At 73.9% G+C, this 18,149-nt stretch carries 1 protein-coding gene; it reads left to right on the top strand.

Annotated elements, in window-relative coordinates:
• Positions 1-53: 53 nt before the first annotated feature.
• On the top strand, positions 54-18,149 hold the full coding sequence (locus ACLJQM_RS41430) for an amino acid adenylation domain-containing protein (RefSeq protein ID WP_410635796.1): 18,096 nt from the start codon (positions 54-56) through the stop codon (positions 18,147-18,149).

Genomic DNA, 18,149 nt, shown 5'->3' with positions numbered 1-18,149 from the left:
CTAAGTTCGCGCCTTGTCGGAGGCGCCGCGAGCAGCGGGAGGCTGGTCTACCGGTGAGCAACGGTGACGCTGTGCAGCAGGTGTCGAGGCTCGGTTTCTGGCGTGATCGCCTCGCCTCGGCGCCGAAGGAGCTGGCGCTGCCGGTCGACCGGCCGTACCCCGCCGAGCCCGTCTCCGCGGTGACGCGCACCCGGCCGTTGCCCGAAACGGACGAGCTGACGCTCCTCGCCGCGTTCACGGTGCTGCTGTCCCGGTACGCGGGAACCACCGACGTCCTGCTCGGGATCGGCGCGCTGGTGCCGCTGCGGGTGGATCTCGGTGGCTCGCCCGGATTCGCCGACGTCGTCGCGCGCGTGCGTGCGGTGCGGGAAGAGGCGCTGGCGCACGAGGTGCCGTTCGCCGACCTGGTCACCGAGCTCGAGCCGGAGCCCGGGAGGGGTGGCTCGCTGCTCGTCAACGTCGGCTTCCACGCCGGGACCGACCTGCCGCTCGACCTGAACCTGACCACCGGCGGCCTGCGCTACCGCCCCGACGTGCTCGACGAGTCCACTGTGGACCGGATGCTCGACCACCTCGGCCACCTCCTCGCCGAAGCGGCGGAACGTCCACAGTGGCCGGTGGAGCGGCTCGCCCTGATGTCCGCGCCGGAACTGCACCGAATCCTGGCCGGGTGGAACGACACGGACCTCGCCGAGCCGCTCTCGACCCTGCCGGAGCTGTTCGCCGCCCGGGTCCGGGAGACCCCCGGCGCCGTCGCCCTCGTCTTCGAAGACGAAGAGCTGACCTACGCCGAGCTGGACGCGCGCGCCAACCGGCTCGCCCACGTCCTCGTCGGCCGCGGCGCCGGGCCGGAACGAGTCGTCGCCCTCGCCGTCCCGCGTTCGCTCGACATGATCGTGGCCGAGCTGGCGGTGCTCAAGGCCGGTGCCGCCTACCTGCCGCTGGACCAGGACTACCCGGCCGAGCGGATCGCCTTCATGGTCGCCGACGCCCGCCCGGTGTGCGTGGTGACCACCAGCGACCTCGCCGGCCGCTTCGACGGTGACGTCCTGCTCCTCGACGAGACGGACCTGACCGGCGTCCCGGCCACCGACCCGGCCGCGCGGATCGTCCCGGCGAACGCGGCCTACGTCATCTACACGTCGGGGTCGACCGGGCGGCCCAAGGGGGTCGTGGTTTCCCACGCGGGCGTGGCGAAGCTGGTGGCGACGCAGACCGAGCGGTTCGGCATCGGGCCGCACAGCCGGGTGCTGCAGTTCGCGTCGCCGAGTTTCGACGTCGCGTTCTGGGACCTGTGCCTCGGGCTGCTCTCGGGCGGCCGGCTGGTCGTCGTCCCGGCCGAGCGGCGGGTGCCCGGCCCCGAGTTGGCCGAGTACGCCCACGCCAAGGGCGTCGACTTCATGATCCTGCCGCCCGCGCTGCTCGCCGAGTTCCCGGAGGACTGCGATCTGCCGCGGGACAGCGTCCTGCTCGCGGGTACGGAACGGGTGTCGCCGGAGCTGGTGCGGCGGTGGGCGCCGGGGCGGCGGATGTTCAACGCCTACGGCCCGACCGAGGCCACGACCAACTCGACGCTCGGGCTCTGCGACCCGGAGATCGCGCCCGGCTCGGCCGTGCCGATCGGCGTCCCCGACCCGGGCACCCGTGCCTACGTCCTCGACGCGCACCTCGCGCCGGTCCCGGTCGGCGTCGTGGGCGAGCTGTACCTCGCGGGTTCGGGGCTGGCGCGGGGTTATCTCGGGCGGCCGGGACTGACGGCGGAGCGGTTCGTGGCGGACCCGTTCGGTGCGGGCGGACGTCTCTACCGCACGGGTGACCTGGTGAAGTGGTTGCCGGACGGCCGGCTGGTGTTCCTGGGGCGCGCGGACGACCAGGTGAAGATCCGCGGTTACCGGATCGAGCTGGGCGAGATCGAGTCCGTCCTCGCCGAACACCCGCGCGTCGGGCAGTCGGTCGTCGTCGCGCAGGACGGCCGGCTGATCGCCTACGCCGTGCCGGTGCCCGACCGCGACCAGGCGGCCGAGCAGGGCCACGTCGACGAATGGCACGACGTCCACGAAGAGATGCTCGCCGGTTCCCAGGGCATCGAGGAGAACTTCGCCGGCTGGAACTCCAGCTACGACGGTTCGGACATCCCCCTCGCCGAGATGCGGGAGTGGCACGCGGCGACGATCGAGCGGATCCGGTCCCTCGAACCGAAGCGGGTGCTGGAGATCGGCGTCGGCAGCGGGCTCATCCTCTCGCGGATCGCGCCGGACGCCGAGGAGTACTGGGGCGTCGACCTTTCCGAGAGCGCGATCGAGAACGTCCGGCGCGAGGTCGCGGCGACACCGTTCGCGGGCAAGGTCCACCTGGCCGCGCGTCCGGCGCACGACCTCGGCGAGCTGCCCGGCGAGCCGTTCGACACGGTGATCATCAACTCCGTCGCGCAGTACTTCCCGAGCGCCGATTACCTCACCGAGGTGGTGAAGACCGCGGCCGGTGTTCTGGAGCCCGGCGGGACGATCTTCCTCGGCGACATCCGGAACCTGCGTTCGCTGCGGGCGTTCCGCACCGCCGTCGAGCTGCGGCACGGCCGGGGCGACGTCGCCGCGGTCGACCAGGCCATCGCGCGCGAGGGCGAGCTGGTGCTCGACCCGGACTTCTTCCCGGCCCTGGCCCGCGGTCTCGACGGCTTCGACGACGTCGACCTGTGGGTCAAGCGCGGCACCGCCCACAACGAGCTGACCCGGCACCGCTACGACGTCGTGCTGCGCCGGGGTTCCCGGCCGGAGCCGGCCGAAGAGCAGGTCGTCGCGTTCGGCGATCTCGGTGCGGTCGAACGGTTCCTGGCCGCGGAGGCACCGGAGCGGCTGCGCCTCACCGGTGTCCCGGACGCGCGGCTGTCCGGCGAGCTGGCCGCGGTCCGCGCCCTCGACGCAGGCACCCCGGCGGCCGCCCTCGAAGCCCTCGACGGGCGCGACGGCGTCGACCCGGAAGCCCTGCACCGGCTCGGCGACGCCGCGGGCTACCGGGTCGCGGTGACCTGGGCCGCCGAAGCCGGCGAGCTGGAAGCCGTCTTCTCGAGGGGGGAGGACGGCACCGCCTACCGGCCGGGACGCCGGAGTGGTGCGCCCGGGTCGTACGCCAACAACCCCGCGGCGCGGCGGGAGACCGGTGCGTTCGTGGCGTCGCTGCGCGCGCACGTGCGGGACCGGCTGCCGCTGTACATGGTGCCGTCGGCGTTCGTCGTGCTGGACAAGCTGCCGGTGCTGGCGTCGGGGAAGCTCGACCGCAAGGCGCTGCCGAGCGCCGAGCGGTTCACCGCCGGGCCGGGCCGGGCGCCGCGCAACCCCGTCGAGCAGCTGCTGTGCGAGATGTTCGCCGACGTTCTCGGCGTGCCGCAGGCCGGCCCGGACGACGACTTCTTCGCCCTCGGCGGGCATTCCCTGCTGGCCACCCAGCTGATCCAGCGCATCCGCGCGGCCGTCGGCGCCGAGGTGCCGGTGCGCGCGGTGTTCGACGCGCCGACCCCGGCCGCCCTCGCCGAACTCCTCGCCGGGGCCGTCACCGGGTCCGAACGCCGTCCGCTCACCCGCGTCACCGAGCGGCCCGAGCGGCTGCCGCTGTCGTTCGCGCAGCAGCGGCTGTGGTTCCTGCACGGACTCGAAGGCGGGTCCGCGACCTACAACGTCCCGCTCGTCATGCGCCTGTCCGGCGAGCTGGACGTCGACGCGCTGCGCTCGGCGCTGAACGACGTCCTCGCCCGGCACGAAGCCTTGCGCACGACCTTCCCCGTCGCCGACGGGGTTCCGTACCAGGAGGTCCTGCCCGAAGGCACGGTCGAACTGACCGTGCGCACAGTGTCCGATGTGGATTCCGCAGTGGACTCCCTCGTGCGCGGGGTGTTCGACCTCGGCGCCGGCGTGCCCGTCCGCGCGGAGCTGCTGAGCGCCGGCCCGCGCCGGCACGTGCTGGTCCTGGTGGTGCACCACATCGCCGCCGACGGCTGGTCGCTTTCGCCGCTCTGGCAGGACATCGCCACGGCGTACCGCGCCCGGCTCCGCGGCGACGCTCCCGGGTGGACACCGCTGCCGGTGCAGTACGCGGACTACACGCTCTGGCAACGCGAACTCCTCGCGGCCGAAGAAAGCACCCAGCTCGACTACTGGCGCGGCGCCCTCGACGGCCTGCCCGAGCGGATCACCCTCCCGCTCGACCGCCCGCACCCGGCCGTCTCCGCCTACCGCGGCGGGTTCTTCACCTTCGCCTGGGACGCCGGGCTCCAGGCCGGGCTCGCCGACCTCGCACGGGCGTGCGGCGCGAGCCCGTTCATGGTCGTGCACGCGGGCCTGACCGCGCTGCTGTCCCGCCTCGGCGGCGGCACGGACATCCCGATCGGCACCCCGATCGCGGGCCGCACCGACCCGGCGCTCGACGACCTGGTCGGGTTCTTCGTCAACACCTTGGTCCTGCGCGTGGACACCGGCGGCGACCCGTCCTTCCGCGACCTCGTCGCGCGGGTGCGCGAGCGCAGCCTGGACGCCTACGCCCACCAGGACGTGCCGTTCGAGCGGCTGGTCGAAGCGCTGAACCCGGCGCGGTCGCTGGCGCACCACCCGCTGTTCCAGACCATGCTCGCCTGGCAGAACACGCCCGGCAGCGGCGTCGAGCTGCCCGGGCTGACCGTCACCGAGCAGCCGGTCGGCACCGGGACGGCCAAGTTCGACCTGTGGTTCTCCTTCACCGAACGCGCCGACGGGCTGCACGGCCAGGCCGAGTTCAACGCCGAGGTGTTCGACCGGGCCACCGTGACCGGCCTCCTCGACCGGCTGGAGGTCCTGCTCCGCCAGGTCGTCTCGGCCCCGGACCGCCGCCTCGGGACGCTCGACGTGCTCACGCCGGCCGAGCGCGACGGTCTCGAAGCGACCTGGTCGGGCGCGGCCGGGGACGTGCCCGCGGTGACCGTGCCCGAGCTGTTCGCGGCGCAGGCCGCCCGCACGCCGGACCACCCCGCGCTGGTCTTCGAGGAGGAAGAGCTCAGCTACGCCGAGCTGGACGCCGTCTCGAACCGCCTCGCCCACGTGCTGGCCGCGCGGGGCGCCGGGCCGGAACGCGTGGTCGCCCTCGCGCTGCCGCGCTCGACGCACCTGGTGATGGCGATCCTCGCCGTGCTCAAGACGGGCGCGGCCTACCTGCCGCTCGACCCGGGCTATCCGGCCGACCGCATCGCGTTCATGCTCGAAGACGCGGCCCCGGCCCTGGTGCTGGCCGTCGAGGAGACCGCCGTCACGGGCGCGCTCCTGCTCGACGACCCCGGCACCCTCGCCGACGCCCCGGACACGCCGCTCGATGTCGTGCTCCGGCCGGGCAACCCGGCGTACGTCATCTACACGTCCGGGTCGACCGGCCGCCCCAAGGGCGTCGTCGTCCCGCACGCGGGGATCGTCAACCGGCTGCTGTGGATGCAGGACGAGTACGGCCTCACCGGCGACGACCGCGTGCTGCAGAAGACGCCGTCCAGCTTCGACGTCTCGGTGTGGGAGTTCCTCTGGTCGCTGCTCACCGGCGCCACGGAGGTCCTCGCGCGGCCCGACGGGCACAAGGACCCCGCCTACCTGGCCCGGCTGATCCGCGACCGCGGGATCACGACCGTCCACTTCGTCCCGTCGATGCTCCAGGTCTTCCTGCAGGAACCGGCGGCGGGGGAGTGCACGAGCCTGCGCCGGGTCCTCTGCAGTGGCGAGGCGCTGCCGCCGGACGCCGTCGCGCAGTTCGGCCGGGTGCTCGACGCCGAACTGCACAACCTCTACGGCCCCACCGAAGCCTCGGTCGACGTCACGGCCTGGCGGACCTCCACTGTGGACATCACCGTCCCGATCGGACGTCCGGTGTGGAACACGCGGACCTACGTGCTCGACGCAACCCTGCGCCCGGTCCCGCCCGGCACCCCCGGTGAGCTGTACCTCGCCGGGATCCAGCTCGCCCGCGGCTACCTCGGCCGGCCCGGGCTCACCGCGGAGCGGTTCGTCGCCGACCCGTTCGGCGCGCCCGGCGCCCGGATGTACCGCACCGGCGACCTGGCCCGCTTCCGCGCCGACGGCGTCCTCGAGTTCCTCGGCCGCGGTGACGAGCAGGTCAAGATCCGCGGCTTCCGCGTCGAGCCCGGCGAGATCGCCGCGACGCTGTCCGCGCACGACGACGTCGCCCACGCGGTGGTCGTGGCCCGCGAAGACCGCCCCGGCGACGTCCGCCTGGTCGGGTACGTCGTGCCCGCCGACCTGTCCCCTGGGGACGAGACCGAGCAGGTCGGCGAGTGGCGCGAGCTGTACGACTCGATGTACGCGAGCGCAGCCGACGAATTCGAAGGCTGGAACTCCAGCTACACCGGCGAGCCGATTCCGCGGGCCGAGATGCGGGAGTGGCGCGACGCGATCGTCACGCGGATCCGGTCGCTGAAGCCGAAGCGCGTGCTGGAGATCGGCGTCGGCACCGGCCTGCTGCTGACCGAGCTGGCTCCGGACTGCGAGTCCTACTGGGGCACGGACTTCTCCGCCGAGGTCATCGCTTCCCTGGGCGCCCGGGTCGCGGCCGACCCGGCGCTCGCCGGGCGCGTCGAGCTGCGCACCGGAGATGCCGCCGACGTCACCGGGCTGCCGTCCGGATTCTTCGACACCATCGTGCTCAACTCCGTCGTCCAGTACTTCCCGAGCGGGACCTACCTCCTGGACGTCGTCCGGAAGGTACTGGACCTGCTCGCCCCGGGCGGGGCGCTGTTCGTCGGCGACGTCCGCGACCTGCGCCAGGTCCGGGCGTTCCACACAGCGGTGGCCGAGGCGCGCGGCGGTGACGTCGAGCAGAACCTGCTGCGGGAGAAGGAGCTCCTCGTCGCGCCCGAGTTCTTCGCCGGGCTCGACGGGGTCGCCGCGGACATCCGGGTCAAGCGCGGCCGGGCGGTCAACGAGCTGACCCAGTACCGCTACGACGTGGTGCTGCGCCGCGGTTCGGTGGAGGTCCCCGAGGTCCCGGCGCTCGCGTGGGGTACCGATCTCTCCAGCGTGGACGAGGTTGCCGGCCCGAGCCGGATCGAACGCGTTCCGAACGGCCGCACCGCAGCGGGCGGGGTGGACCCCGAAGACTGGTACGCGTTCGGCGACGCGCACGGCTACCGCACGGTGGTCACCTGGTCCGCCGAGGGCGACGGATCCGTCGACGTCGTGTTCACGACCGGCGAGACCGCCGGTGGGTTCCGGCCCGGCCCCGGCCCGCTGCTGTCCTACACCGGCAACCCCGGCCGGTTCCGCCGCGTCAGCACGCTGTCCGCGGACCTGCGTGCGCTGGCCGCCGAACGGCTGCCGGAGCACATGGTGCCCTCGGCGATCGTCGTCCTCGACGCGCTCCCGGTGACCGCCAACGGCAAGCTCGACCGCCGGGCCCTGCCGTCGCCCGACCCGGTCGCGCCGACGTCGGACCGCGAGCCGCGCACGCCGCTCGAGCGGCAGCTGTGCGAGCTGTTCGCCGACGTCCTCGGCCTGCCGCGGGTCGGCCCGGACGACAGCTTCTTCGCCCTCGGCGGCCATTCGCTGCTGGCCACCCGGCTGATCACCCGGATCCGGACGTCCCTGAACGCCGAGCTGGAAGTCCGGTCGGTCTTCGAGACGCCGACCGCCGCGGGCCTCGCCGGGGTGCTGGCCACGGCCGGCGGGTCCGCCCGCCCGCCGCTGGTCCGGCAGCCCCGGCCCGAGCGGGTGCCGCTGTCCGGCGCCCAGCAGCGGCTGTGGTTCCTGCACCACCTCGAAGGACCGTCGGCCACCTACAACGTGCCGCTGATCATGCGCCTCGACGGCGACCTCGACGTCGAAGCGCTGCGCGCGGCGCTCACCGACGTGGTCGCCCGGCACGAAGCCCTGCGCACCCGCTTCCCGCAGCGGGACGGCGTGCCGTACCAGGACGTCCTCCCGGCCGAAGACGTCAGCCTGCCGGTGCGCGAGGTCGCGGACCTCGACGCGGCCCTGACCGGGCTCGTCCGCGGGCCCTTCGACCTCGAGCACGAGGTGCCCGTGCGCGCGGAACTGCTCCGCCTGGGCGCGCGCGAGCACGTGTTCGCGCTGGTGTTCCACCACATCGCCTCCGACGGCTGGTCGATGGCCCCGCTGTGGCGCGACATCGCCACCGCCTACGCCGCCCGCCGGTCCGGCGAGAATCCACAGTGGACTCCGCTGCCGGTCCAGTACGCGGACTACACGCTGTGGCAACAGGAACTGCTCGGCCGCGAGGACGACCCGGACAGCGTGCTCAGCGCGCAGCTGGACTACTGGCGCGACGCGCTCGACGGCCTGCCGGAGCGGATCGAGCTGCCGCTGGACCGGCCGCACCCCGCGACCGCGACCTTCCGCGGCGAGCTGCACACCTTCGGCTGGGACGCCGGGCTCCACGCCCGGTTGGCCGAGCTGGCCCGCGAGTCCGGCGCCAGCGTGTTCATGGTCGTCCACGCGGCCCTCGCCGCCCTGCTCACCCGGCTCGGCGCGGGCACCGACGTGCCGATCGGCTCGCCCATCGCCGGGCGCACCGACCAGGCGCTCGACGACCTCGTCGGGTTCTTCGTCAACACCCTGGTGCTGCGTGTGGACACCGGCGGCGAACCGTCGTTCCGCGACCTCGTGGCCCGCGTCCGCGAGCGCAACCTGGACGCGTACGCCCACCAGGACGTGCCGTTCGAGCGGCTGGTCGAGGTGCTGAACCCGGCGCGGTCGCTGTCGTACCACCCGCTGTTCCAGGTGATGATCGCCGGGCAGAACAACACCCGCGCCGAGGTGACCCTGCCCGGCCTGACCGTGTCGGAGATCCCGGTGACCACCGGGACGTCGAAGTTCGACCTGGCCATCTCCCTGACCGAACGGGAAGCCGGGATCGACGGCGTGCTGGAGTTCAACGCCGACGTCTTCGACCACGCCGGCGCGGACGCGATCCTGCACCGCCTCGAAGTGCTGCTGCGCGCGGCCCTGGCCGAGCCGGACCGGCCGGTCGGCGCGCTCGACCTCCTCACCGGGGACGAGCGGGACCGGGCGCTCACCGAGTGGGCCGGGTCGCTCGACCCGGCGGGCACGGAGACGTTCCCCGCGATGTTCGCCCGCCGCGTCGCCGAGGCGCCGGACGCGGTCGCGCTCGTCTTCGAGGACGAGGAACTCACCTACGCCGAGGTGGACGCGCGCGCCAACCGGCTGGCGAACCTGCTGCTCGCCCGCGGTGCCGGCCTCGAGCGGGTGGTCGCGCTGGCCGTGCCGCGGTCGGTCGACATGATCGTCGCGGAGCTGGCCGTCCTCAAGGCCGGGGCCGCCTACCTCCCGGTCGATGTCGACTACCCGGCCGACCGGATCGCCTACATGACCGAGGACGCGGGCCCGGTCTGCGTGGTGACGACCCGGGAAGTCGAGGCGAAGCTGCCCGCGAGCCTGCCGCGGATCCTGCTCGACGACCCGGCACTGGCCGAATCATCCACTGTGGACCCGCGGGTGCCGGTGCGGCCGGAGAACGCGGCCTACGTGATCTACACGTCCGGCTCGTCCGGGCGGCCGAAGGGCGTCGTGCTCCAGCACTCCGGCGTCGCGAAGCTGGTTGCCACGCAGGTCGAGCGGTTCGGCGTCGGGCCGCACAGCCGGGTGCTGCAGTTCGCGTCGCCGAGTTTCGACGTCGCCTTCTGGGACCTCTGCCTCGGGCTGCTCTCCGGCGGCCGCCTGGTGGTGGTGCCGGCCGAGCGCCGGGTCGCCGGGCCCGCGCTGACCGAGTACGCGCACCGGCACGCCGTCGACTTCATGATCCTGCCGCCGGCCCTGCTCGACGCCATGCCGGCGGACCTCGACCTCCCGCGCGACAGCGTTCTGCTGGCGGGCACGGAACGGGTGTCGCCGGAGCTGGTGCGGCGGTGGGCGCCGGGGCGGCGGATGTTCAACGCCTACGGCCCGACCGAGGCCACCACCAACTCCACGCTCGGCGAGAGCGACCCGGCCGAGCTGGCGGACGCTACGGTCGTCCCGATCGGCATCCCGGATCCCGGCACCCGGGCCTACGTGCTCGACGCCGGGCTGCGGCCGGTCCCGCCCGGCGTGGTGGGGGAGCTGTACCTCGCGGGCTCGGGCCTGGCGCGGGGTTATCTCGGGCGGCCGGGGCTGACGGCGGAGCGGTTCGTGGCGGACCCGTTCGGTTCGGGCGGACGCCTTTACCGCACGGGCGACCTGGTGAAGTGGCTGCCGGACGGCCGGCTGGTGTTCCTGGGCCGGGCGGACGACCAGGTGAAGATCCGCGGTTACCGGATCGAGCTGGGCGAGATCGAGTCCGTGCTCGTCGAGCACCCCGCGGTCGGGCAGGCGGTCGTCACCGCGCAGGACGGGCGGCTCATCGCCTACGCCGTGCCCTCGGCCGGGCGCGACGAAGAAGCGGAGCTGGAGCACGTCGGCGAGTGGCGTGAGCTGCACGAGAACGTCTTCACCGACGCGGCGGCCGGCGGGCTGGAGGAGAACTTCACCGGCTGGAACTCCAGCTACGACGGCACCGAGATCCCCCTGGCCGAGATGCGCGAGTGGCACGCGGCGACGATCGACCGCATCCGCTCCCTCGCGAAACCCGCACTTTCACGTGAAAGTGCGGGTTTGGGGCGGGTGCTGGAGATCGGCGTCGGCAGTGGCTTGATCCTGTCCCGGCTCGCGCCGGACGCCGAGGCGTACTGGGGTGTCGACCTGTCCGAGAAGGCCATCGCCAACCTGCGGCGGGAGCTGGCCGGGACGCCGTTCGCGAGCAAGGTCCACCTGGCCGCGCGCCCGGCGCACGACCTGGGCGAGCTGCCCGACGAACCGTTCGACACCGTGATCATCAACTCCGTCGCGCAGTACTTCCCGAGCGTCGGCTACCTCGCCGAGGTGATCCGCACGGCCGCCGCGCGCGTCCGGCCGGGCGGGGTCGTCTTCCTCGGCGACATCCGCAACCTGCGCTCGTTGCGGGCGTTCCGGACCGCAACCGAACTGCGCCACGGCCGCCGGGACACCGCGGCCCCCGACCAGGCGATCGCCCGCGAAGGCGAGCTGGTGCTCGACCCGGACTTCTTCGCGGCGCTGAGCCGGGAGCTCGACGGGTTCGACGACGTCGACCTGTGGGTCAAGCGCGGCCACGCGCACAACGAGCTGACCCGGCACCGCTACGACGTCGTGCTGCGGAAGGCGCCGAAGCCGGCGCCGCCGGCCGAAGACGTCGTCGCGTTCGCTTCGCTCGAGGAGCTGGCTGAGCGGCTCGAGGCGCGGCCGGCGCGGCTGCGCGTCACCGGGGTGCCGAACGCGCGGCTGTCCGGTGAGCTGGCCGCCGTCGCGGCGCTGGCCGGCGGGGACGCCGACGCCGCACTGTCCGCTTTGGACGGCGAGCCGTCCGGAGTGGACCCCGAAACCCTGCACGCGCTCGGCGAACGCCACGGCTACCGCGTCCACGCGACGCTCACCGCGGACGCAGGCACGCTGGAGGTCGTGTTCACCACCGGTGCGCCGATCCGGATCCACCGCACCCGCCCGGTCCGGGCCGCCCTGGAGGCGCTCGGCAACCACCCGGCCGGGCAGCGGGACACGAGCGGGCTGGTGGCGGCGCTGCGGGCGCACGTGCGCGACCGGCTGCCGCAGTACATGGTGCCCTCGGCGTTCGTGCTCCTGGACCGCCTGCCGCTGCTGGCTTCCGGCAAGCTCGACCGCCGCGCGCTGCCGAGCCCGGACAAGCAGGCCGCCGGCACCGGACGGGCGCCGCGGACCCCGGTCGAAGAAGTCCTGTGCGGCCTGTTCGCCGAAGTCCTCGACACGGCCGCGGTCGGCGTCGACGACGACTTCTTCGCCCTCGGCGGGCATTCGCTGATGGCGACCCGGCTGGTCGCGCGGCTGCGCGCGGTCTTCGGCGTCGAACTCCAGGTGCGGTCGGTGTTCGAGACGCCGACCGTGGCCGGGCTCGCCGCGCTGCTCGCCGCCGCCGACGCCTCGGCCGCCCGGCCCGCCCTGGTGCGCGCCGACCCGCGGCCGGCGGTGCTGCCGCTGTCGTTCGCCCAGCAGCGGCTGTGGTTCCTGCACCGCCTCGAAGGTCCGTCGGCGACGTACAACATGCCGACCGCGGTGCGGCTCACCGGCGCCCTCGACGCCGACGCGCTGCGCACCGCGCTGTCCGATGTCGTCGAACGCCATGAAGCCCTCCGCACGGTCTTCCCCGAGGTCGAGGGTGAAGCCCGGCAGCGGGTGCTCGACGACGTCACGATTCCCCTGCCGGTCCGCGAAGTCACCGGCGCGACGCTCGCCGACGCGGTGTCGGAAGCGGCCCGGACGGTGTTCGAGCTGGAGTCCGAAATCCCGCTGCACGCGGAACTGCTCCGCCTGGGCGCCCGGGAACACGTCCTCGTGCTGGTGTTCCACCACATCGCCTCGGACGGCTGGTCGACCGCGCCGCTGTGGCGGGACCTCGCCACCGCCTACACCGCCCGCCACGCCGGTGAAGCTCCTCAGTGGACGCCATTGCCGGTGCAGTACGCCGACTACACGGTGTGGCAGCGGGACGTCCTGGGCGAGCCGGTGATCGAACCGCAGCTCGACTACTGGCGGCGCGCGCTGGCGAACCTGCCCGAGCGCATCGAGCTGCCGACCGACCGGCCGCACCCGGCGGAGGCGTCCTACCGCGGTGAGCAGTTCGCCTTCGGCTGGGACGCCCGCCTCCACAGTGGACTCGTCGACCTGGCCCGCGCCTGCGGGGCCAGCGTGTTCATGGTCGTGCACGCCGGGCTCACCGCGGTGCTCACCCGGCTCGGCGCGGGCACCGACGTCCCGATCGGCACGTCCATCGCCGGGCGTACCGATCAGGCCCTCGACGACCTCGTCGGCTTCTTCGTCAACACCCTGGTGCTGCGCGTGGACACCGGGGGCGATCCGACGTTCCGCGACCTCGTGGCCCGCGTGCGGGACCGCAGCCTCGACGCCTACGCCCACCAGGACGTGCCGTTCGAGCGTCTGGTCGAAGCGCTGAACCCGGCGCGCTCGCTGGCGTACCACCCGCTGTTCCAGACGATGCTGGCGTGGCAGAACAACGCGGTCGCCGACCTGACCCTGCCGGGGCTGACCGTCGCCGAGGAGCCGGTCCGCACCGGTACCTCGCGCGCCGACCTGGTGTTCTTCGTCGGCGAGAGCCCGGGCGCGCAGGCCGGGATCCGCGGCACCGCCGAGTACAACAGCGACGTCTTCGACCGCGCGAGCGTCGAGGCGATCCTGACCCGGCTCCGGACCCTGCTGACCGCCGTCGTCGCCGACCCGGACACCCGGATCGGCGCGGTCGACCTGCTGACCGACGCCGAACACGACCAGCTCACGCCCGATCCCGCGACACCGCTGCCCGCGGAGACGGCCGCCGGGCTGTTCGCCGCGCAGGTGAGCCGGACCCCGGACGCCGTCGCGCTGGTGTTCGGCGGCGAGCGCGTGACCTACGCCGAGCTGGACACGCGGGCCACGACGCTCGCCCGGGCGTTGCTCGCCCGGGGTGCCGGGCCGGAGCGGGTCGTCGCGGTCGCGCTCCCGCGCTCGGCCGAGCTGGTCGTCGCACTCTTGGCGGTGCTCAAGACCGGTGCCGCCTACCTGCCCCTCGACCTCAACCACCCGGCCGAGCGCGTCGAGCTGATGCTCACCGACGCCGCGCCGCACCTGGTCATCGCCGAGGACGGCTTCGGCGACCGGCTGGTCCGGCCGGGTGACACCGGGCCGGCACCGGTGTGGCCGTCGATCAGCCCGGACCACCCGGCGTACGTGATCTTCACGTCCGGCTCGACCGGCCGCCCGAAGGCGGTCGCCGGCACCCAGCGGGCGCTCGCCAACCGGCTGCACTGGGGCCGCGACGCCGCCCGGGGCGTCCGCGTGGCCAAGAGCGCGCTGACGTTCATCGACGGCTCCACCGAGCTGCTCGGCGGCCTCGTCGCGGGCGACAGCGTGGTGCTCGCCGACGACACGACGGCCACCGACCCGATCGCGCTCGCCGAGCTGGTCCGCACGTCCGGCGCCCAGGTGCTGACCGTGGTGCCGAGCCTCCTCGACACGTTCGCCGGAGACACCGAAGCTGACGCGTTCGCCTCGGTGACCACCTGGATCACCAGTGGCGAACCGCTTTCCGAGGCCCTCGCGGAAAAGTTGGCGCGGCGGTGGCCGTCGGCGGAACTGGTCAACCTCTACGGCTGCTCGGAAGTCGCGGGCGACAGCCTGGCCCAGGTCTGCGGCCCGGTGGCCATCGGACGGCCGGTCGCGAACACCCGCGCGTACGTCCTCGACGCCGGTCTCCGGCCGGTCCCGCCGGGCGTCCGCGGCGAGCTGTACCTGGCCGGCGCCGGGCTCGCCCGGGGTTACCTCGGCCGTCCGGCGCTCACCGCGGAACGGTTCGTCGCGTCGCCCTTCGAGCCGGGGGAGCGGATGTACCGCACCGGCGACGTCGTCCGCCGCCGTCCCGACGGCGCCCTCGACTTCGTCGGCCGCGCCGACCAGCAGCTCAAGATCCGCGGCTTCCGCGTCGAGCCCGGCGAGGTCGAGGCCGTGCTGACGACGGACGCCGCGGTGGCCCGCGCGGTGGTGATCGCCCGCGAGAACCGGCTCATCGCCTATGTCGCACCGTCGGGCGACCCGGCCGCGTTGCGGGCGGCAGTGGCCGCGCGGCTGCCGGAGTACGCGGTGCCCTCGGCGATCGTCGTGCTGCCGGAACTGCCGGTCAACGCCAACGGCAAGCTCGACCGCGCCGCGCTGCCCGATCCGGCGGTCCGGACCTCGGGCCGCGTCGCGCGGACCCCGGCCGAGCAGGCGCTGTGCGAGCTGTTCGCCGACGTCCTCGGGGTGCCCGCGGTCGGCCCGGACGACGGCTTCTTCGCCCTCGGCGGGCATTCCCTGCTGGCGACGCGCCTGGTCAGCCGGATCCGCGCGCTGCTCGGCGTCGAAGTGCCGATCCGGGCGGTGTTCGACGCGCCGACCCCGGCCCGGCTCGCCGAAGTCCTGGACCCGGGCCGCCGCAGCCGCCCGGCGCTGGTCCCGGCCGAGCGGCCGGCCGTCCTGCCGCTTTCGTTCGCGCAGCAGCGGCTGTGGTTCCTCGACCGCCTCGACGGGCCGTCCGCGACCTACAACATCCCGTGGGCGTGGGAGCTGACCGGGCCGGTCGACGCGTGCGCGCTGGAGGCGGCGGTGCGCGATGTCGTGGCGCGCCACGAGGTCCTGCGGACGCTGTTGGTCGAAGAGCAGGGCACCCCGCGCCAGATCGTGCTCGACCCCGCGGATGACCGCGCCCGCCCGGCTATCGTGACGGAAACGGCCACCGACCTCGACGAGCGCGTCACGGCGGCGGCGTCGTACTGCTTCACCCTCGACGCCGAAATCCCGATCCGGGCGACCCTCGTCTCGGCCGGGACGGAGCGGCACGTGTTCGTGCTGCTGGTCCACCACATCGCGGGCGACGGCTGGTCGCTGCCGCCGTTGAAGCGCGACCTCGACACCGCCTACGCGGCCCGGCTCCGCGGCGAAAGTCCACAGTGGACGCCGTTGCCGGTGCAGTACGCGGACTACACGCTGTGGCAGCGCGAGATGTTCGGCCGCGCCGACGACCCGGACAGCCTGCTCGGGCGGCAGGCGGCGTTCTGGCGGGACACCCTCGCGGGCCTGCCCGACGAGCTGGCGCTCCCGGCCGACCGGCCGCGCCCGGCGCGCTCGACCAACCGCGGGGCCGCGGTGCCGTTCACCGTGCCCGCGGAAGTCCACCGTGGACTGCGCGCGCTGGCGAACGGCAGTGGCACCAGCACGTTCATGGTGCTGCAGGCGGCGCTGGCCGCCCTGCTGACCCGGGTCGGCGCGGGCACCGACATCCCGCTGGGGACGCCGGTGGCCGGCCGCACCGACCACGCGCTGGAGGACCTCGCCGGCTTCTTCGTCAACACCCTGGTGCTGCGCACCGACACCGGCGGCGATCCGACGTTCCGGGATCTCCTGGCCCGCGTCCGGGAGGCCGACCTCGCCGCGTACGCGCACCAGGACCTGCCGTTCGAGCACCTCGTCGAGCTGCTCAACCCGGCGCGGTCACTGGCCCGGCACCCGCTGTTCCAGGTGATGCTCGCGGTGTACCACTCCGGCCGGGAGCGGGAACGGCTGCTCGGCCTCGACGCGGCCTACCGGGACACCGGGTTGCGGCAGGCGAAGTTCGACCTGTCCTTCGACCTGGTCGAAACCCCCGACGGCATCGAGGGCGACCTCGAATTCAGCCTCGACCTCTTCGACGAGCCGTCCGCCCGGACGCTCGCCGAACGCCTGGTGCGGCTGATGACCGCCGTCGTCGCGGACCCGGACCGGCCGCTGAGCCGGATCGACGTCCTCGAAGCCGGCGAGCGGGACCGGATCCTGCGCGAGTGGGGGAGCGGCGCCCCGCTGACGACGTCGGCGCCGACGGTCGTCGACCGGCTGGCCGCGCAGGTGGCGGCGACGCCGGACGCGACCGCGCTGAGCGACGCGGATTCGAGCGTCACGTTCGCGGAGTTCGCCGCGCGGACCGACCGCCTCGCGCGGTGGCTCGCGTCGCGGGGTGCGGGCCCCGAGAAGGTCGTGGCGCTCGTGCTGCCGCGGTCGGCGGCGGTCGTCGAGGCGATCTTCGGCGTGTTCAAGACCGGCGCGGCGTACCTGCCGGTGGACCCGGACCAGCCGGCCGGCCGGATCGCCGCGATCCTCGCCGACTCCGGCGCCGCGCTGGTCCTCACCAGCCGCGCGCTGGCGTCACCGGTGCCGGGTGCGCTGTTCGTCGAGGACGTCGTGGACACCGGCGCGGCCTTGAAGCCGCCGTCGCCCGCGAACCCGGCGTACGTGCTCTACACGTCCGGCTCGACGGGCAAGCCCAAGGGTGTCGTGGTCCCGCACGCCGGCCTGGTGAACCTGTTCCACAGCCACCGCGAGACGCTCTACCGCCCGGCGGTCGCCGCGGCGGGCGGGCGGCGGCTGCGGGTCGGGCACGCGTGGGCGTTCTTCTTCGACGCGTCCTGGCAGCCGCAGCTGTGGCTGCTCGACGGGCACGAGGTGCACGTCGTCGACGACGAAACCCGCCGCGACCCGGCGCGGCTGGCGGCGGTGGTGCGCGAACGCGGGCTCGACTTCCTCGAACTCACGCCGTCGCACTTCACGCAGCTGGCCGAGGCGGGCGTGGTCGAGGACGGGCAGTGCGCCCTCGGCGTCGTCGGTGTCGGCGGGGAAGCCGTGTCCCAGACGTTGTGGGAGACGCTGCGGTCGATGCCGGGCACGGCGGCGTACAACCTCTACGGGCCGACCGAGGCCACCGTCGACGCGCTGGTCGGCCGGTTCGCCGATGCCGAGCGCCCGGTGGTCGGCCGCCCGGTGCACAACGCCCGCGCGTACGTCCTCGACGGCGGCCTGGCGCCGGTCCCGGCCGGGGTGCCGGGCGAGCTCTACCTGGCCGGCGCCGGGCTGGCCCGCGGGTACCACGAACGTCCCGCGCTCACCGCGGACCGCTTCGTCGCCGACCCGTTCGGGCCGCCCGGGGAACGCATGTACCGCACTGGTGACCTCGTGCGCTGGCGGCCGGACGGGCAGCTCGAATACCTCGGGCGCACCGACGACCAGGTCAAGATCCGGGGCTTCCGGATCGAACCCGCGGAGATCGAGACGGCGCTGACCCGGCACGAAGACGTCGCCCAGGCGCTCGTCGTCGTCCGCGAGGACCGGGACAAGCGCCTGGTCGCGTACACGACGCCGTCGACCGCGGACCCGGTGCGGCTGCGGGAGTTCGTGGCCCGCTCGCTGCCGGAGTACATGGTGCCGGCGGCGATCGTCCCGCTCGACGCGTTCCCGGTGACGCCCAACGGGAAGCTCGACAAGGCCGCGCTGCCGGTGCCCGAGTTCGGAACCCGGGGCCGGGCCCCGGAAACACCCCTGGAGAAGTCCCTCTGCGAGATCGTCGCGGAGGTCCTGGACGTCGCCGCCGTCGGCGCCGACGACGACCTGTTCACCCTCGGCGGTCACTCGATGCTGCTCGTGGTCCTGCGCAACCGGATCACCGAGCGGCTCGGGACGGAACTCCCGATCGCCGAGTTCTTCCGCACCCCCACCGCGGCGGGCCTCGCCGCGCTGTTGACCCGAGACCCGAGGTAA

The sequence above is a fragment of the Amycolatopsis sp. cmx-4-83 genome, assembly GCF_046548815.1.
GTDB classification, from domain to species: domain Bacteria; phylum Actinomycetota; class Actinomycetes; order Mycobacteriales; family Pseudonocardiaceae; genus Amycolatopsis; species Amycolatopsis pretoriensis_A.
Note: the sequence above shows the minus strand (reverse complement) of the source record. Positions and strands in the feature narration are given on the sequence as shown.